This is a genomic window from Nonomuraea sp. NEAU-A123 (assembly GCF_018603905.1).
Taxonomy (GTDB): domain Bacteria; phylum Actinomycetota; class Actinomycetes; order Streptosporangiales; family Streptosporangiaceae; genus Nonomuraea.
This window is the reverse complement of the sequence record NZ_JAHFZZ010000039.1, coordinates 36,805-54,987: the sequence shown is the minus strand read 5'-3', so window position 1 is coordinate 54,987 and position 18,183 is coordinate 36,805. Positions and strand designations below refer to the sequence as shown.

Annotated in this window: 16 protein-coding genes; 11 read left to right on the top strand and 5 right to left on the bottom strand. The window is 72.0% G+C overall.

All coding sequences use genetic code 11. The features are described from left to right. Positions 1-22: 22 nt before the first annotated feature. Entirely contained in the window at positions 23-1,117 is a 1,095-nt protein-coding gene (locus KLK06_RS56290; protein ID WP_250907584.1) for a YeiH family protein, read from the bottom strand. Between the two features lie 206 nt (positions 1,118-1,323). Here KLK06_RS56290 and KLK06_RS56285 point away from each other — a divergent pair, with 206 nt between their 5' ends. From KLK06_RS56285 to KLK06_RS56275, 3 genes are all read left to right on the top strand, one after another. Continuing rightward, positions 1,324-2,529, top strand: coding sequence for a serine hydrolase domain-containing protein (locus tag KLK06_RS56285; RefSeq protein WP_214644125.1), 1,206 nt, complete (start codon positions 1,324-1,326; stop codon positions 2,527-2,529). Between the two features lie 46 nt (positions 2,530-2,575). Then, positions 2,576-3,244 (top strand): leucine efflux protein LeuE, encoded by a 669-nt coding sequence (gene leuE, locus KLK06_RS56280; RefSeq protein WP_214644124.1) that lies wholly within the window; start codon positions 2,576-2,578, stop codon positions 3,242-3,244. A 261-nt stretch (positions 3,245-3,505) separates the two neighbouring features. Beyond that, positions 3,506-4,135, top strand: coding sequence for a VC0807 family protein (locus KLK06_RS56275; RefSeq protein WP_214644123.1), 630 nt, complete (start codon positions 3,506-3,508; stop codon positions 4,133-4,135). Here KLK06_RS56275 and KLK06_RS56270 read toward each other — a convergent pair. Continuing rightward, positions 4,043-5,020, bottom strand: a complete 978-nt coding sequence (locus tag KLK06_RS56270; RefSeq protein ID WP_214644122.1) for a hypothetical protein — start codon at positions 5,018-5,020, stop codon at positions 4,043-4,045. The genes KLK06_RS56275 and KLK06_RS56270 overlap by 93 nt on opposite strands. Positions 5,021-5,455: 435 nt before the next feature. Here KLK06_RS56270 and KLK06_RS56265 point away from each other — a divergent pair, with 435 nt between their 5' ends. The 8 genes from KLK06_RS56265 (at position 5,456) to KLK06_RS56230 (ending at position 14,901) form a co-directional block, all read left to right on the top strand. Further along, entirely contained in the window at positions 5,456-6,073 is a 618-nt protein-coding gene (locus tag KLK06_RS56265) for a DedA family protein (RefSeq protein WP_214644121.1), read from the top strand. 36 nt (positions 6,074-6,109) lie between these two features. Beyond that, positions 6,110-6,913, top strand: coding sequence for a DMT family transporter (locus KLK06_RS56260; RefSeq protein ID WP_214644120.1), 804 nt, complete (start codon positions 6,110-6,112; stop codon positions 6,911-6,913). Between the two features lie 88 nt (positions 6,914-7,001). Then, the gene (locus KLK06_RS56255; protein ID WP_214644119.1) at positions 7,002-8,213 is read left to right on the top strand and encodes a glycosyltransferase; all 1,212 of its coding nucleotides are present in this window, start codon (positions 7,002-7,004) and stop codon (positions 8,211-8,213) included. Further along, positions 8,210-8,908: a DUF998 domain-containing protein gene (locus tag KLK06_RS56250; RefSeq protein ID WP_214644118.1), complete on the top strand. Its 699-nt coding sequence runs from the start codon at positions 8,210-8,212 to the stop codon at positions 8,906-8,908. Before KLK06_RS56255 ends, KLK06_RS56250 begins: the two co-directional genes overlap by 4 nt. Positions 8,909-8,959: 51 nt before the next feature. Continuing rightward, a complete protein-coding gene (locus KLK06_RS62130; protein WP_214644117.1) occupies positions 8,960-9,745 on the top strand; it encodes a cytochrome P450 in 786 nt (261 codons plus the stop codon). Continuing rightward, complete coding sequence (locus tag KLK06_RS56240) at positions 9,742-10,494, top strand: isocitrate lyase/phosphoenolpyruvate mutase family protein (RefSeq protein ID WP_214644116.1); 753 nt, start codon at positions 9,742-9,744, stop codon at positions 10,492-10,494. The genes KLK06_RS62130 and KLK06_RS56240 overlap by 4 nt, the downstream gene beginning before the upstream one ends. A gap of 52 nt (positions 10,495-10,546) precedes the next feature. Further along, entirely contained in the window at positions 10,547-13,357 is a 2,811-nt protein-coding gene (locus KLK06_RS56235; protein ID WP_214644115.1) for a BTAD domain-containing putative transcriptional regulator, read from the top strand. 35 nt (positions 13,358-13,392) lie between these two features. Next, positions 13,393-14,901, top strand: a complete 1,509-nt coding sequence (locus KLK06_RS56230; protein ID WP_214644114.1) for an MFS transporter — start codon at positions 13,393-13,395, stop codon at positions 14,899-14,901. Positions 14,902-14,910: 9 nt separating this feature from the next. Here the strand turns inward: KLK06_RS56230 and KLK06_RS61140 are convergent, their stop codons facing one another. The 3 genes from KLK06_RS61140 to KLK06_RS56215 form a co-directional block, all read right to left on the bottom strand. After that, complete coding sequence (locus tag KLK06_RS61140; RefSeq protein WP_214644113.1) at positions 14,911-15,819, bottom strand: serine hydrolase; 909 nt, start codon at positions 15,817-15,819, stop codon at positions 14,911-14,913. Positions 15,820-15,890: 71 nt separating this feature from the next. Continuing rightward, positions 15,891-16,763 carry an alpha/beta hydrolase gene (locus tag KLK06_RS56220; protein ID WP_214644112.1) on the bottom strand — a complete coding sequence of 291 codons (873 nt, stop codon included), beginning with the start codon at positions 16,761-16,763 and terminating at the stop codon, positions 15,891-15,893. A 25-nt stretch (positions 16,764-16,788) separates the two neighbouring features. After that, positions 16,789-18,183: an FAD-binding oxidoreductase gene (locus KLK06_RS56215; protein WP_214644150.1), complete on the bottom strand. Its 1,395-nt coding sequence runs from the start codon at positions 18,181-18,183 to the stop codon at positions 16,789-16,791.

Here is an 18,183-nt window from a genome sequence, read left to right as displayed (position 1 = left end):
GTCGCGCGAGCCGTACCCACTCTCAAACGGCGAACCCGCCGAACAACAGCGCGGCCAGCCCCAGCGCCAGCAGCAGGTTCACCGCCGTCGCGGCGGCGAAAACGCCGACCGGACGCCAGCCCGCCTCCCTCAACGAGGAGACGCGGAACTCCAGCCCGATACTGACGAACGCCAGGATCAGGAAGCACACTCGAAGGTCGTTGACCACCCCGATGGCGGCCTTGTCGCCGCCCACCCCCAGATACCAGGTGGCGATCACCGAGGCGGCCACGAAGCCGAGCACGAACTTCGGGAAGCGATGCCACAGATCGGCCAGTCGCGGCCGGGGCGCGTCGGGGCGACGCTCGATCTTGAACGCGAAGTAGGCGGTCAGCGCCACGGCGACGACGCCCATGAGCGCGTTCTGCGTGACCTTGACGATGGTGGCGACCTGGAGCGCCTGCTCGCCGACGATCGCGCCCGCCGCCGTCACGGCCGCCGTGGTGTCGATGTTGCCGCCGATCCACGCGCCCGCCACCTCGGGGCTCAGCCCCAGCACCCCGGCCAGCCAGGGCAGCACGAAGATGGACGGCAGCGCGAACGCGATCACCAGGCTCGCGCTGTAGGCGAGCTGCTCCTTCTTGGCCTGTACGGCCCCGGCGGCGGCGATGGCCGCGCTGACGCCGCAGATCGACACGGCGGACGCGAGGAGCGCCCGCAGCTTGTCGTCCAGCCCGAGCCGCCCGCCGAGCCACCAGGTGAACAGGAAGACGCAGCTGATCAGCACGACCGCCTGGGCGATGGCCGGGCCCGCGGCGGTGACGATCACCTTGAGATTGATCGACGCCCCGAGCAGCACCAGGCCCGTCTTGATGAAGAACTCGGTCCTGAAGCCACCGGAGAGCCGCTCCCGCAGCCCGGTGGCGGTCAACACGGCGTTGCCGATCAGGCCGAGGGCGATGGCGTAGACGGGATACTCGATGGCCGCGCCCAGTTGCTCGAACGGCCCGCCTTTGGTGGCCGCGGGCACGCTCTGGTCCAGGAATCTGGTGGCGGCGCCGAGCACCAGCACCGCCAGCACTCCTCCGGCGACGTCCAGGCCGGTGGTCGTCCGGCCTTCGGTTGCTTCGGCGCTCATCACGGCACCAGCCATGCTGGGATGACGCCTGTGATGACGAGCACGACCAGCGCCAGGCCGACGATGGTCGCCGCCCAGTCTTCGTTGATCGACCGCATGGGTTTCACACTAAACCTACATGGAATCCAGGTAAAGCGGTCTTGTCGAATTTTCCGACGATCCCGGGAGCGGTTTACACCGTCCGCCTTTCATGATGGATTCGGGCAATGACCGTACAAGGGACGTGCGACCCCCGGTTCTCGCTGGTCGCGGAGGAGTTCGACCGCAACCTCGCGCTGCGCGGCGAGGTCGGCGCGTCGGTGTGCGTGGTTCTCGACGGCGAGGTCGTCGTCGATCTCTGGGGCGGTGAGGCCGCTCCCGGCGTCCCCTGGCTGCACGACACGATCGGCCACGTCTGGTCCTGTACGAAGGGCGCCACGGCGCTCTGCGCGCACATACTGAGCGCGCGCGGCGAGCTGGATCTCGACGCTCCCGTCACCCGCTACTGGCCCGAGTACGGCGCGCACGGCAAGGGTCCGACGCTGGTCAGGCACCTGCTCTCGCACCAGGCGGGGGTGCCGGCGCTGCGCGAGCCGCTGCCGGACGGCGCGTTCTACAACTGGAAGCTGATGGCCGACCGGCTGGCCGGCGAGCAGCCGTTCTGGGAGCCGGGCACCAGGCACGGCTATCACGCGCTGACGTTCGGCTACCTGGTCGGCGAGGTCGTCCGCAGGGTGAGCGGGCGCTCGCTCGGCACGTTCTTCCGCGAGGAGGTGGCCGAGCCGCTCGGGCTGGACTTCTGGCTGGGCCTGCCCGAGGAGCATGAAGGCCGGGTCGCGCCCACGATCCCCGCCGACCCGCCGCCGGACCCGCCCACGTTCTACGTCAAGGCGTTCACCGACCCCGGCTCCATTCCGGCGCTGCTGCTGGCCAACCAGGGCGGCTACATGACGACGCCCGGCGAGTCGGACAGCCGCGAGGCGCACGCGGCGGAGTTCGGCGCCGTCGGCGCGGTGACGAACGCCAGGGGCCTGGCCGGCATGTACCGGCCGCTCTCCCTCGGGGGCGGCGAGCTGGTGACCGAGGAGCAGGTGGCCGTCATGGGGCTGACCGCCTCGGCGGGGACCGACGCGGTGCTGGCCGTGCCGACCCGATTCTCCACCGGCTTCATGAAGGCGGCCGACAACCGGTACCTGCCGCCCGCCGACAGCGAGGGCGCGCTGCTGTCCGCGACCGCGTTCGGACACGCGGGCATGGGCGGCTCGCTCGGCTTCTGCGACCCGGCGGCCCGGCTGGCCTTCGGCTACACGATGAACAAGCAGGGCATCGGACTCGGCGTCAACCCACGCGGCCAGGCCCTGACGGATGCCACCTATCTGTCTCTGGGCTACCGGCAAGCCCACGGAGGGATTTGGTACGCGCCAAGGGATTAATCACGCGGTACCGTGACATGTCATCACGCTTTCAGGAGCCAGCCGCATGTTCTTCGGTATCACGGATCTGTCGACCTACGTCATCGGCGCCTTCCTCATCATCCTGTTGCCGGGCCCGAACTCCCTGTACGTCCTGAGTTCGGCGGCCCAGCACGGGGTGCGGCACGGCTACCGGGCCGCGGCGGGCGTCTTCGTCGGCGACACGGTCCTGATGGCGCTCGCGGCCGCGGGCGCGGCGTCGCTGCTGCGCTCCAGCCCGCTGCTGTTCACCATCGTCAAGTACGCGGGCGCCGGTTACCTGGCGTGGATCGGCTTCCAGATGCTGCGCGGCGCCTGGCGAGCCTGGCGCTCCCAGCCCGACACCGCCGAGCCCGTCGCCGCCGCCAAGACCGAGGCCGCCCCGGGCCGCCTGCCGAACCCGTTCCGCAAGGCGCTGACGATCAGCCTGCTCAATCCCAAGGCGATTCTCTTCTTCGTCTCGTTCTTCATCCAGTTCGTGGACCCCGGGTACGGCACACCCGTCCTGTCGTTCCTCATCCTGGGCACGATCATCCAGATCTTCAGCCTGCTCTACCTCACCGGGCTCATTTTCGGCGGCACCTTCCTGGCCGCCCAGTTCCGCGCCCGCAGGAAGCTCAGCGCGGGCCTGACCTCGGGCGTCGGCGCCCTGTTCCTGGGCTTCGGCGCCAAGTTGGCCACCACGTCGCTGAGCTGAAACCACCTCGACGGTGACACGCAAGCACCCTTTGGTGGAGTAACGGGTGGCGGCGACGCGCCACTCGCGTCGCAGCTACTCGGACAGGCACTAATCCATGGAACGTGTCAAAAGAGGCAGTGGCATACCACGCCGTCGGGTACGGTAAGCCACCGGCAAACCTGGAGTGACCAAGTCGTAACCTCGACTGGCCCATCTGGGAAGCCTGGTCTCCCGAAGCTCGGGTAGTTCGCTGATCGTCGGCCAATCTGCGGAGCAGCCTTGAATCACCCTCCCGTCACCCTGCCGCGTCTGACAGCTCTGCTGCGTCAGGCGGTTCCCCGGCTGCTCGAAGGCGTGGTCGCACCGCTCGCCGTCTTCTACGCCGCCCTGGCCGTACTGGGGCTCAACGGGGCACTGGCCGCGGCCGTGTCCTGGGTCTACCTCGGGGTCGCCTGGCGGCTGATCAGGGGCATCCGGGTGCCCGCCACGATGATCCTGGCCGCGATCGCGATCACCGCGCGTGCCGCCGTGGGCTTCTGGACCGGGAGCTGGGTCGTCTACTTCATCCAGCCGGAGCTGGGCACGCTCTGCATCAGCATGGCCTTCCTGGCCTCGGTGCGGCTCAACAAGCCGCTCGTGCAGAAGCTCACGCTCGACTACATCCACCTGCCGTCGGCGGTGCTCAAGCACGAGCGGGTCCGCAGGTTCTTCGCCAGGATCACGCTGCTGTGGGCGTTCGTGCTGATGGCCAACTCCACGGTGAGCATCTGGCTCGCGCTGCACGAGTCGCTCAGCGCGTTCATGCTGCTCCGCACGTCAGCGGTGGCCGTGATCAGCGGTCTCGCGATCGTCTTCTCGATCTTCGCCTTCAAGCGGGTCCTGCGCCGGTTGCAGGTGGCCCACACCTGACCGTTCGGTCAGCAGGAACGTCCCGCACATCGCCATCACCAGCCCGGTCAGCGTGCCGAACAGCTCCACCAGCCCCACCACACCGGTCATCCTCGCGCCGAGCGGCCCGCCGGTGACCGTGAGGATCATCGCGTAGAGCCCCCAGCCGAACATGACGCCCGTGCCGAGCCAGCCCACCACCAGCGGCGGCCAGAACGGCCCGGCGCCCCGGCCCCTGACGAGCAGGACCAGCGCGATCCCCGCCCCGAGCGCGAGCAGGCCCTTGAAGCCGTCCTGTAGCGCCTGGACGGGCACGGGGTTGCCGGCCGCCCAGTACAGGCGGGTCCCGCCGAGGACCGCCGACACCAGCAGCGCCCCTCGGGCGACGACGGTCTGGAACGGCCCGGTCGGGCTCGCCTGGCCGGACCCGAGCGTGGTGGAGAAGACGGCCGGCCACCGATCCCTGGCGTACAGGACGAAGGCCACCATCAGCCCCACGCCCTGCCCGATGAACCCGCCGTAGACCGTCATGTAGACCCAGGGCGCGATGGGCCCGTCCGTCGAGAAGACCGACACGCCCGTCAGCAGCACCCCGGCCGGCACCGTGACGACCACCACGGACAGCAGGCCGGTGCCGAGCCACAGAGGCAGCAGCACCAGCCACGCGGGCAGCCGCATGCCCTGCCGCGTGGTGAACGCCAGCGCCAGGAGCAGCGCGACCGCGTCCATGCCGAACGTCATCGCGTTCAGCCCGACCATCGTCGGGTCGTTCATGAACGCCGGGTCGGAGACGCCCACCGGATGGCCGGTCAGCCAGAAGATCTTCAGGGTGAGGTACGGGAGCATGGCGGCCATCGCCACGATCGCCGCCGTGATGCGGCCGATTCCGGCCTGCTGCGGAGTCATGTGCCAACCGTGCGCCGCCGGGCTCCGCCATCCCTCCCGCCGCGAGGGGATCCGCCTCACCCGTGCGAGGGAACCGCGCGCCAGACAGAGGTAAGGGACAACCCTGACAAGGAACCCAGGGTGGTGCGAGCTAAACCCTCCCGGTAGTGCTAACCCCACCTCAAAGTCGCCTACACGCACTCCTGCGCCGGCAGGGTCAGCCCGCTTTGATCGAAGAGAGTCGTCCGGAGGTCATATGACCGCCCCCGACGAAAGTCGGGGGTCATGCGTGCCGATCGACCGATGTGCCGTGACCTGCGGGGTTTCTAGCTTCAAAGGGAGCGGGCCCTGACCCCGTTCGGGGTGGGGCCCGCGTTCGACCGGGGTGATCCCCGATGTCTCACGGCACCTCGCAGGACACGCTGTGAGGGCGCCCCAACGATCGGAGTACACGCAATGTCGCACGCCATTCTGGACCTGGTCCAGCAGATGATGTCGTCGCCTTGGCTGTACCTGGCGCTGTTCGCGCTGGCGCTGCTCGACGGGTTCTTCCCGGTCGTCCCGGCGGAGACCTCGGTGATCACCGCCGCGGTGTTCGCCGCGTCCGGGCAGACGAATCTGGCGCTGGTGATCGTGGTGGCCGCGCTGGGCGCCTTCGCGGGTGACCACGTCTCCTACTTCATCGGCCAGAAGTCCGGAGGCCGGCTGCGCCACCGCAAGGCGTTCGTATGGGCCGCGAACGCGCTGGCCGAGCGCGGCGGGATGGTCCTCGTAGTCGCCCGCTACATCCCCGGCGGACGCACCGCCACCACATTGACCATGGGCGCCGTACGCCATCCGCTGCGGTCCTTCACCTTCTTCGACGCGATCGCCGCCTCCTCGTGGGCCGTGTACTCCGGCCTGATCGGCTTCTTCGGCGGAATGGCGTTCGAGAACGACCCGATCAAGGGGCTGCTGCTCGGCCTGGGCATCGCGCTGTCCATCACCGGTGTCGTCGAGGCCGTCCGGTGGTCGCGGAAGCGACGCGCCACCCAGGCTTCCCCGGAGCGCCTTCCCGTGGACACGTCTGTTTGACCTCGCCCGGTAACCATCTGTTTGAGAGGAGTGGGCATGACTGTCCTGGCCGCTGTTATCGCCCTGGTCGGTTCGCTGTTCTTCGCGCTCGGCGCCGCGCTTCAGCAGTTCGAAGCGGCAGGTACGGCCAAGCCCACCCTGCTCACGCTGTTGCGGAGGCCGCGCTGGCTGTTCGGCGGCCTGTCGATCCTGTCCGGCGGCGGCCTGCACATCGTCGCCCTGGGCCTGGGCCCGCTGACCGTGGTGCAGCCGATGGGGGTGGCCAGCTTGCTCTTCGCGCTGCCGATCGCCGCCGCGCTGCACGGTCGCAGGCCCACCCGCAAGGAGCTGTCCGCCGCGGGTGTGGTGGCGGCCGGGCTGATCGGCCTGGTCCTGCTGGTGCCCGAGTCGGAAGGCCCGACGTACCTGAGCCCGAACGGCGTGCTGACGCTGCTGGCGGTCGCCGGCGTCGCGTCGGTGCTGCTCTGGGCGGGCTCGAAGATCGCCTCTCCGGCGGGCCGGGCGGCGCTGCTGGCCACCAGTTCGGGGGTGCTGTACGGCGCCACGGCCACGCTCATGCGGGCGCTGGTCGACGGCTCCTGGAACTGGTGGTACCTGCTGGCGCTGCCGGTGCCCGCGCTGCTGGCGCTGATGATGCTCCAGCGGGCCTACGCCGTCGGCCACTTCGGCGTCTCCTTCGCCTCGCTGCAGATCGCGGACCCGCTCACCGCGGTCGCCTTCGGCGCGCTGCTGCTGGGCGAGCCGCTGCCGAGCGGGCTGGTCCCGATCGCGGCGGCGGCGCTGACCGCGGCGGGGACCCTGGCGCTGGCCCGCACCACTCCGTTGGAGGCGCGCCACTGACCTGCCCGCCGCCGGATCCCCTACCCACCCCCCGCCCCGGCCTTCCCCAGCCGGTCGGCGTCCGCACTTTCGACTGGAGTCCCTTGTCATGGCCATGCCCCTGCGCACCAGCCCCGACCGCACCGAGCTCGCGCCAGCCCCCAGGCGCCCACGCCGCATCCTGATCTCCACCGATACCTACCCACCCGACGTCAACGGCGCCGCCGTCTTCACCTATCGCCTGGCCACCGGCCTGGCCGCGCGCGGCAACGAGGTGCACGTCGTCTGCCAGTCGGACCAGGGCCCGGCCACGGCCGACGTGGTCGACGACGTGGTGGTGCACCGGCTGCGCTCCGCGCCGCTCCTGGTCCACCCCAGCATGCGGGTCACCGTCCCCACCCGGCTGGACTGGCTGCTGACCGCCATCCAGCCCGACGTGCTGCACACCCAGGGCCACTTCGTGGTCGGCAGGGCCGCCATCGCCGCCGCCCGCCGCCGCCGGGTGCCCATCGTGGCCACCAACCACTTCATGCCCGACAACCTCTTCCAGTTCGGCCACATCCCCGACCGGCTCAGGCGGAAGGCCGGAGAGCTGGCCTGGCGCGACTTCAGCCGCGTCTTCAACCGCGCGGACCACATCACCACGCCCACCCCGCTGGCCGCCAAGCTGCTGGCCGACCAGGGCTTCGTCCGCGAGGTGGAGTCGGTGTCCTGCGGCATCGACCTGACCCGCTTCCACCCGCACGCCGAGCCCAAGGCATGGGCCCGCAAGCTGTTCGACCTGCCCGACCGGCCCACCGCCCTGTTCGTCGGCCGCCTGGACGAGGAGAAGCGCCTCGACGAGCTCGTACGCGCGCTGCCGTACGTGCTCAACGACACCGACGCGCAGATCGCGCTCGTCGGGCAGGGCAACCAGCGGCCGGAGCTGGAGCGGCTGGCCGACCGCATCGGGGTCCGCGACCGGGTGTTCTTCCTCGGCTTCGTGCCCGACGAGAACATGCCGCAGGCGTTCGCCGCGGCCGACCTGTTCGCCATGCCGGGCGTCGCCGAACTGCAGAGCATCGCGACCCTGGAGGCCATGGCCAGCGGGCTGCCCGTGGTCGCGGCCGACGCCATGGCGCTGCCGCACCTGGTGAACGGCAACGGCTACCTGTTCGAGCCGGGCGACGTCATGTCGCTGGCCCGCCACATGAGCTCCATCCTCACCGACGAGGACCTGTGCACCCGCCTGGGCAAGGCGAGCCGCGACCTCGCTCTCACGCACGACCACCAGACCTCTCTGGCCCGCTTCGAGAAGATCTATGACGAGGTGACGCGATGACCCAGCAGGAACTCCCCGGTCGCGGCATGGAGCCGGCGCCAGTGACGGTCCCGGTGGTGAGCGCGCTGGCCGGCGCGGTGACCGCCGCCGCGGCGCTCTGCTACGCGCAGGTCGTGCTGCCCGGCCAGCCGCTGCTGAGCGACTACGCGCTGGTCCCCGGCGGGATGCTGCCCGTACTGATCGGCATGCTCGCCCTGGCCTGGGCCTGCGTGTCCCTCGCGTACGGCCTGGCGGCCCGCGAGCCCGCCCGCAGCGCGGCCACCCGGGTGCTGCTGCTGGCCGGCGCGGCCGGGCTGATGCTGAGCGCGGTCTTCCCCACCGATCCGGGCAATGCGGCGGTCGGCACGCTGCCGGGCGAGATCCACCGCTGGTCCGCGGCCGTCGTCTTCACCACCCTGCCCGTGGCCGGCTGGATCCTGGCCAGGGGCCGCGTGGCCCTTCCGAAGTGGAACCGGGTCAGGGCGCTCAGCGTGACCTCGGCCGTGGCGCTGGCCGCCTACCTGGCCGCGCACCCGGCCTCCTTCACCTCGCCGCTGATCGGCGGCGCCTCCTACTACGGGCTGCTGGAGCGCGGCGTGGTGCTGGCCGAGATCGCGCTCGTCGTGTGCATGACCATGACCGTCGTGGAACGGCGTCCCGCGGCCCGCCCGGTGGTGCCCGCCCCGGCCGAGAGCCCCGAACGCCTTGCGGCCTGACGCGCCGACACTTCGCCGGGCGTCGAAGGGATTCGCGCCTAGCGTGGGTCCATGCTCATCACACGCCATGCCGAAGCCGTCGCGGTGCTGTCGGACACCAGGTACGTCCCGCCTCCGGTGCGTCAGGACGCGCCGGCCGGGACGCTCTCCTGGCTCCGCGCCCAGGTGTCCCGGTTCAGCACCGGCGAGGTCCACGCGGAGCGGCGCCGCCTGGTCGCCGAACGGCTCGCCACGCTCGACCCGGCCGCGCTGAGACAGGCCGCCACGGCGGCGACGCTGGAGCGGGGCGGCGACTGGCCGGACGTCCCGACGGCGGTGCTCGGCGCCGCGCTCGGGATCACCGACGAGAAGCGGCTGGTGGGGGCGGTGACCGCCGCCGCCGCGGGCTACCTGTCAGGCGAGGAGGGGCCCGAGGCCGACGCCGCGGTGGCCGACCTGGTCGAGCTCCTGTCCGGCGAGGGCGACCCGATCCCCCGCATCACCATCCTCCTGCAGGCCCACGCGGCCACGGCGGGCCTCATCGCGAACGCGCTCACCCACGCCGACCCTGGCGATGACGTCGACGGCCTGCTGCGGGAGACGCTCCGCCACGATCCGCCGCTCAAGGCCAGCCGCAGGCTCGACCGTCAGACGGGCGACGAGGTCACCATCGACCTGGTGGCCGCCAACCGCGACCCGGCCGTGTTCCCCCAGCCGGAGCGGTTCGACGTCTCGCGCGGTCCGGCGCCCCACCTGACGTTCGGCTCGGGTGTGCGCCCCTGCCCCGCCTCCGCCCACGCGCTCGCCCTCGCGGCCGGCGTGCTGACGGCGGTCCTGCGACCGGAGGATGCCCGATGAGCAGCCGATTCCGTGACCTGCACCGGCCGGGCGACCCGCTGCTGCTGCCCAACGCCTGGGACTACGGGTCCGCCGCCGTGCTGGCCGCGCACGGCTTCCCGGCGATCGGCACCACCAGCCTCGGCGTGTCCGCCGTCCACGGCAAGCCGGACGCCGCGGGCGCCACCAAGGCGGAGACGATCGAGCTGGCCGAGCTGCTCAGGAACCTCGGCGTCCTGGTCACCGTCGACATCGAGGGCGGCTTCAGCGACGATCCCGCGCAGGTGTCCGACCTGGTCGCGGCGCTCGCGACGCTGGGCGTCGCGGGCGTCAACCTGGAGGACGGCCGGCCCGACGGCACGCTGCGGCCGATCGGGCTGCACCAGCGGATCATCGAGGCGGCCAAGGGTCACGGCGTGTTCGTCAACGCCAGGACCGACACGCACTGGCTGAAGACGGGCGACACGCGAGAGCGGGTGAGCGCCTACGGGCACGCCGACGGCATCTTCGTCCCCGGCCTCCGCGACCTGGGGGAGATCGCCGAGGTGGTGGCGAGCACGCCGCTGCCGGTCAACGTGCTGTACCTGCCTGACGGGCCCACGCTGGCCCAGCTCGCCGCGGCGGGCGTCGCCAGGGTGAGCACCGGGTCACTGCTGTACCGGGCCTCGCTGCACGGGGCGCTGTCGAGCCTCCTGGCCGTACAGGGAAGGACCGCGACCCCGGCGCCGACGTACGCCGAGATCGCCGCGATGCTGCCGGGGCCGCGATAGCCGACGCACGCGGAGGCCATCGCGAGGCCGCTGGGGCCGCGATAATCGAGGCATGCGCTTCGAGATCCTTGGCCCGGCCCGGGTGCTGGACGAGGACGGCGAGCCGGTCGTGCTCGGCGGCCCCCGGGTGCGGGGGCTGCTCACGCTGCTGGCGCTCGACGCGGGCCGGGTCGTCGGCGCGGAGCGGCTGGCCGCCGGCCTGTACGGCCCCGAGCCGCCCGAGGGCGTGGCCAACGCGCTCCAGGCGCAGGTGTCGAGGCTGCGCAGGGCGCTGGGCAGGGACCAGGTGGAGTTCCACCCGGCGGGCTACCGGCTGGCGGCCGACCCGCAGGACGTCGACGCGCACCGGTTCGAGCGGCTGGCCGGTGCGGGCCGGCAGGCTCTCGACGCCGGCGACCCCCGCCGAGCGGCGCCGCTGCTGCGTGAGGCGCTGGCGCTGTGGCAGGGCCCGCCGCTCGCCGACGCCCCGCACGCGGAGGCGGCCGCCGCCGGGCTGGAGGAGCTGCGCCTGGCCGCCGTCGAGGACCGCGTCCAGGCCGACCTGGAGCTGGGCGCCCACCGCGAGCTGGTCGCCGAGCTGCGTCGGCTGACGGCCGCCCACCCGCTGCGCGAGCGGCTGCGGGCGCAGCTCATGCGGGCCCTGTACGGCAGCGGCCGGCAGGCCGAGGCGCTGACCGCCTACGACGACGCCCGGCGCATCCTCGACGAGGAGCTGGGCGTCGAGCCGGGTGCCGAGCTGGCCGCGGCGCATCTGGCCGTGCTCAGAGCCGACCCGTCGCTGGCCGCCACCGTAGCGCCCGTCAGCAGGCAGGGCTTGCGCGCCCAGCTCACCAGCTTCGTCGGCCGGACCGAGGAGCTCCGCCAGGTCGGCGCCCAGCTCACGGCGGCCAGGCTGGTCACGCTCATCGGCCCCGGCGGGGCGGGCAAGACCCGGCTCGCGCTGGAGGCGGCCGAGCAGGCCGCCGGCGACGTGTGCTTCGTGCAGCTCGCGCCCGTCACCGAACCCGCCGACGTGCCGAAGGCGGTGCTGGCGGCGCTCGACATCCGCGACACCCGGCTGTCCGGCCACGACCGGCCGCCGGCCGTCGATCCCGTCGCCCACCTGCTCGCCGCGCTCGCCGACCGCGGGCTGCTGCTGGTCCTCGACAACTGCGAGCATCTCATCGCCGCCGCGGCCGAGCTGGCCGACCTGCTGCTGGCCTCCTGCCCCGCGCTGCGCGTGCTGGCGACCAGCCGCGAGGCCCTGGGCATCACCGGCGAGTCCATCCTGCCCGTCGCGCCGCTGCGGCTGCCGCCGCCCGACGCCGCGAACCCGCTCGACTACCCCGCCGTCCGGCTGTTCGCCGACCGGGCGGCCGCGGTCCGGCAGCCGGTCGACGAGACGAACCTGGCCCAGGTGGCCGGCATCTGCCGGGCGCTCGACGGGCTGCCGCTCGCGATCGAGCTGGCGGCCGCGCGGCTGCGCACGATGTCGGTCGGCGACGTGGCGGCCCGGCTCGACGACCGGTTCCGGCTGCTCGCCCGCGGCAGCCGTACGGCCTTGCCCAGGCACCAGACGCTCCGCGCGGTCGTGGCGTGGAGCTGGGACCTGCTGGACGAGCGCGAGCAGCGGATGGCCAGGCGGCTGACCGTGTTCGTGGGCGGCGCCACGCCCGAGTCGGCGGAGCGGGTGTGCGGGCTGCCGGAGGAGGTGCTGTTCTCGCTGGCGGAGAAGTCGCTGGTCGAGGTCGTCGACGGCCGCTACCGGATGCTGGAGACGATCCGGGCGTTCTGCGCCGAGCAGCTCGCGGAGTCGGGCGAGACCGAGGCGATGCGCGAGGCGCACGCCGGCCGCTACCTGGCGCTGGCCGTCGAGGCCGACGGCCACCTGCGCACGGCCGAGCAGTTGGAGTGGCTGTCGCGCCTCGACGAGGAGAGCGGCAACCTGGCCGCCGCCGTACGCTGGTCGGCCGAGACCGGCCGGGAGGCGCTGGGCATGCGGATCCTCGCCTACTCCGCCTGCTACTGGTGGATGCGCGGCCACCGGGGCACCAGCGCGGACCTGGCCGACGGGCTGCTGGCCGGCATGGGACAGACCCCGCCCGCGGGTCTCCGAGAGGAGTACGCGCTGTGCGTGCTGGTCGCGGCCTGGGGCAGGCAGCCTGGCGACGACCTGCGGGCCCGGCTGAAGACGCTCCGCCGCATGCTGCCGGCCGAGTTCCTGTCGACGCGGCTGGAGTTCCTGACGATGATGCTGCCGATGTTCACCGGCCCGCCGGACGACTACGAGGGCGTACGGAAGCTGATGGCTCAATACGCCGGCGCCCTGCCGCCCTGGTCGCAGGCGCTGATGCACTGCGGTGTCGCGTTCATGCTGCAGATCATGGGGCGGGGCGGCGAGGCCAGGGCCGAGTTCGAGCGGTCGCTGGTCGAGTTCCGGGCGGTCGGCGAGCGCTGGGGCGCCACGCTGGCGCTGAGCGGGCTCGCCGAGCTGGCCTACGAGCAGGGCGATTACGCGGCCTCCCGGGCACTGGCCGACCAGGGCCTGCGGACGTCTCAGGAGCTGGGCGCGGTGGCCGACATGGCCGAGTGCCTGTGCCTGAGCGCGGACTCCGTGGCCCGCCTGGGCGACCTCGACGAGGCGCGGGCCGGCTATCTGCGGGCCGCCGAGATGGCCCGGCGCATCGGCTCGGGCGACACGCTGGCCAAGGCGCACGTCGGGCTGGGCGAGCTGGCGGTGCTCCGCGGCGACCTCGGCGAGGCCCGCGCGCTCATGGAGCAGGCCCTGGCCGAGTGCTCCGGCGACTGGTACAGCTCGGAGGAGGTCCGCGCCCGCATCCAGGCCGGGCTGACCGGCCTGGCGGAGATCGTCAGCGGGCGGTAGGCGGTCGGTCAGCGCCTCTGATCATCCTGAACACCATGAAGAGCAAATGGTCCTGCCTGGCCGTCGCGTGCCTGGCCACTCTCCTTCTCTCGCTCGACATGACGGTCCTGCACCTGGCCCTGCCCAGGCTGGTCGGCGACCTCGGCGCCAACGCCACGCAGTTGCTGTGGATCGGCGACATGTACGGCTTCGCGCTCGCGGGCCTGCTCATCACCATGGGCAACCTCGGCGACCGCATCGGCCGCAAACGCCTGCTGCTCATCGGTGCCGCCGCGTTCGGCGCGGCCTCGGTGCTGACCGCGTACGCGCCGAGCCCGGAACTGCTCATCGCGGCCAGGGCGCTGCTCGGTGTGGCCGCGGCGACGATCATGCCGTCGACGCTGTCGATCATCCGTAACGTCTTCACCGACCCCGGCGAGCGGACCGCCGCCATCGGCATCTGGAGCGGGATGAGCGCCGTCGGGTTCGCGGTGGGCCCGGTCATCGGCGGGCTGCTGCTCGACCACTTCTGGTGGGGCTCGGTCTTCCTGATCAACGTGCCGATCATGGCGCTGGTGCTGGTCGCCGGCCACCTTGTCCTGCCGGAGTCGCGCAACCCCGACGCCGGCCGCATCGACCTGCCGAGCGTGGCGCTCTCCTTCATCGGCATCGTGACGGCCATCTATGCGGTCAAGGAGGCGGCGCACCAGGGGTTCGGGCACGCCGGTGTGCCGGTGGCGGCGGTGCTGGGCGTAGCGTGCCTGGGGCTGTTCGTCCGGCGGCAGAGCAGGCTGGCGGAGCCGCTGATCGACATGCGGCTGTTCGGAAACCGGGCGTTCAGCGCGTCGATCGGCACCAACATGCTGGCGATCTTCGCGATGACGGCCATGTCGCTGATCCTCGCCTGGTACTTCCAGCTCGTGCTCGGCTGGACGGCGCTGCAGGCCGGGCTGGCCACCCTGCCGGGCGGGCTCGGCGGCGCGGTCGGCGGCATCCTGGCGGCCCGGCTCATCGGGCTCCTGGGCAGGAACGGCGTCGTGGCGCTCGGTCTGGCGATGACCGCGGGCTCCTTCCTCTACTACAGCACGATCGGGCTCGACACGAGCTTCCTCGTGCTGCTCGCTCCGCAGCTGATCGGCGGGATCGGCGTCGGGTTCACCTTCACCGTCAACAACGACAACGTGCTGGCGACCGCGCCCAGGGCACGGGCCGGGGCGGCGGCCGCGGTGTCGGAGACGGCGTTCGAGCTGGGCGGGGCGCTGGGCATCGCCATCCTGGGCACCGTGCTGAACAGCTCCTACAGCGCCGGCCTGCGCCTGCCCGCCGGAGTGCCCGGCGAGGCCGCCAGGGAGTCGATCGCGGGCGCGCTGCGCACGGCCGAGACTCTGCCCGCGGCGCTGGCCGGGCAGGTCATCGAGGCGGCCCGGGTCGCGTTCGTCGAGGCCGTGCACATCACGGCGCTCTCCACCTCGGCGATCTTGGCCGTGGTGGCGGCGCTCGCGCTGGTGGGGCTGCGTGGCGTGCCCAAGGTCATTCCCGAGGAGCGGCTGACCACGGTCCACTGATCCAGCCGGTCAGGCCGTGGGCTCGGCCGCGCAGGGCCTGATCCGGACCGGTGACAGGCTGTCGAGACGGGTGCCGATCATCCTGGCCAGCCCTTCGATGGCCTGGATGCCCGAGCCCTCGCCCGGCTGCTGGTCCGTCTGGACCGACAGCAGCAGATCGCGCCCCGGCCCCACGATCCGGCCGTAGCTCGTGACCGCCCAGGTGTTGTGGATGAACGGCCGCGGCGTCCAGCCGTTCTTCAACGCCACCCGGTCACCTCGCCGGGCGGCGGCGCTGACACCCCACGCCTGATCGGGCACGACGTCTCCCATCAGGCCGAGCACCAGGTCCCGATCGGCGGCGCCCAGCCCCTTGTCCCCGCTGATCAACACCTTCAGCAGCCGGAGGCGGTCGGCGGGGCTGGTGGTGGTGCCGCCCCAGTAGCGGCTCGGCCCCGGCGCCGTCTCGCGCAGCCCCACCTTCCGGTAGAACCCGCTCATCCCCTCCCCCGCCCCGACCCGCCACCACAGCGCGTCGGCGGCGGAGTTGTCGCTCTCCCTGATCATGCGTGAGGCCAGGTCGCGCTCGTCCGCGCCCAGCCGGGTACGGCGGAGCAGCAGCGCGGTCAGGATGTCGACCTTGACGCCGCTGGCGGTGATCATGTCGTGCTGGTGCTCCCCATGGCCGAGGGTGATGCCGGTGACCCGGTCGCGCGCGGCGTACACGATGCGGCCCGGCTGCCTGGCCATGTAGCGGCCGATGTCGCGGTCGAGCTCGGCCCTGGCCGCGGCCCCCGCCCGGGGGTCTGGGATGGTCAGCAGGCACCGGTCGACCCGCACCCAGGGCAGCCGTACCGCCACGGGCACCGGCGGCTCGGCCGCGCACCTCGTCATCAGGGCCGCGGTCAGGGCGGCACCCATCCACAATCTCGCACGCACCTACAAACCCCCCAGTAAATCACCGGGGGTACAAAATGGCCTCTTCCCGGCGGATCAGCCCGCCACACCCATCACAGGTGTTCGCTGAGGAAGTCCGCGGTCGCGTCGACGGCCTGCGTGACGTACGGCTCGCGGTCGTAGAGGTCGATGTGCTGCTTGGCGTCGACCCAGACGAGCTTCTTGGGCCGGTCGAGCCGCCGGAACGCCTCCTCCGCGCCCTCAGGCGGGCAGAACCGGTCCACCACGCCGTGCACGATCAGCGCCGGCTTGGGGGACAGGAAGTCGGCGCCCATCATGTTGTCCACGGTGATCAGCTCACGCACACTGGCCCGCGTGACCTCGTTCGCCCAGGTCTCCGACGCACCCCGCGCGCCGCCGTAGTACGCGTACGGCTCGTCGCCGGGCATGGCCGCCTCGCCCTGCTCCGCCACGGCGGGAAGGTACTCCACCGGCCCGCCGAGGTCCTGCCGCTCCAGCACCTCGGTGAAGGAGGTCAGCGCCGCCTGGTAGTCCAGGCCCGACCGCATCGCGTACGGGTTGTTGTACGCCCCGGCGATCCCGGCGAAGACCTTCACCCGGGGATCGAAGGCGGCGAATCGCAGCGCGTATCCCCCGCCCAGACAGATGCCGACCACGCCGATCCGCGCCGGATCCACCTCGGGTCGCGACCGCAGCAGCGACACCGCGGCCCGCAGGTCGCCCAGCTTGGCCTGCGGGTCCTCGTGGCGGCGCGGCTCACCGCCCGACTCGCCCCAGTTGCGGTGGTCGAAGGCCAGCGTCACATAGCCCCGCGCGGCCAGCCGCTCCGCGTAGAGCCCGGCGACCTGGTCACGCACTCCGGTGAACGGCCCGGTGAACACCAGACCCGGCCTCGGCCCCTCTCCCTCGGGCACCCGCAGGTCCCCTGCCAGCACGATCCCATCTGCGGTGAACTCAACCCTCATGTCCCCATGATCCCGCCTGTGCCGGTCAGGAGTCGAAGCCGAGACCCATCCGGTCGAGCGCGCGCAGCCAGAGGTTGCGTTTGCCCTCGTGCTGGTCGGCCTGGGCGATCGACCACCGGGTGAACTGGATCACCCCGGACCGCACCGGCTCCGGCGGGAACGGCATCGGCTTCTCCCGTACCATCCGCAGATCGGTCCGCTCGGTGCGCTCGCCCGAGAGCAGGTCGAGCATGACATTCGCACCGAAGCGGGTGGCGCCGACGCCCATGCCGGTGTAGCCGACGGCGTAGGCCAGCCGGCCGCCGTGCGCCTGACCGTAGAAGGCGCTGAACCGGCTGCAGGTGTCGATCACGCCGCCCCAGCGGTGCGTGAAGCGCACCTCCGCGAGCTGCGGGAACGTGGTGGCGAAGTGGTCGGCCAGCTTGACGAACGTCTCGTCGCGCTGGTCGTACTCCGGCTTGACCAGGCCGCCGTTGTAGTAGACGGCGTCGTAGCCGCCCCACAGGATCCGGTTGTCGTCGGTCAGGCGGTAGTAGTGGAACTGGTTGGCTCCGTCGCCGATGCCCTGCCGGTTGCGCCAGCCCACCTCGGCGAGCTGTGCCGCGGTCAGCGGCTCGGTCATGAGCGCGTAGTCGTACACCGGCACCACGAAGTGCTTGAGCCGCCGTAGCAGCGGCGGGAACACGCCGGTGCCGAGCGCGACGCGGCGGCCGGTGGCGACGCCGTGCGGGGTGCGCAGGCTGATCGTGACGCCGTTGTCGTCGAGCGAGCGGACCGGGCTGCGCTCGTAGACCCGGACGCCGAGCGCGACACAGGCCTCGCGCAGCCCCCAGGCCAGCCGCGCGGGGTCGAGCATGGCGCAGCCGCTGCGGTCCCAGAGCCCGCCCAGGTAGGTGGGCGAGTTGACCTCGGCCCGCACCTGGTCCTGGTCGAGCGGCACATAGTCGAGGCCGAGCTCGGAGATGAGGTCGAGGTGCTCGTTCAGCGCGTCGAGCTGCCACGGCTCGGTGGCGACGTTCAGCTCGCCGGTGCGCTCGAAGGAGCAGTCGATGCCGTAGCGCTCCAGCGTCCGTTCGATCTCGTCGAGGTTAGCCACGCCGAGGCGTTCGAGCCGGTCGATCTCGTCGGGCCAGCGTTCGAGGCCGTTGGACAGGCCATGGGTGAGGGTCGCCATGCAGAAGCCGCCGTTGCGGCCGGAGGCCGCCCAGCCGATCCTGCGGCCTTCGAGCAGGACGACGTCCTGGTCGGGGTCGCGTTCCTTGGCCAGCAGGGCGGTCCACAGCCCGGTGAAGCCGCCACCGACCACGACGAGGTCGGCGCTGGTGTCGCCGATGAGCCGCGACCGAGGTTCTGGACTGGCCGGACTGTCCAGCCAGTACGGCTTGCGCTCCGCGTCAGCAAGCGCCTTCAGCGGATCCAC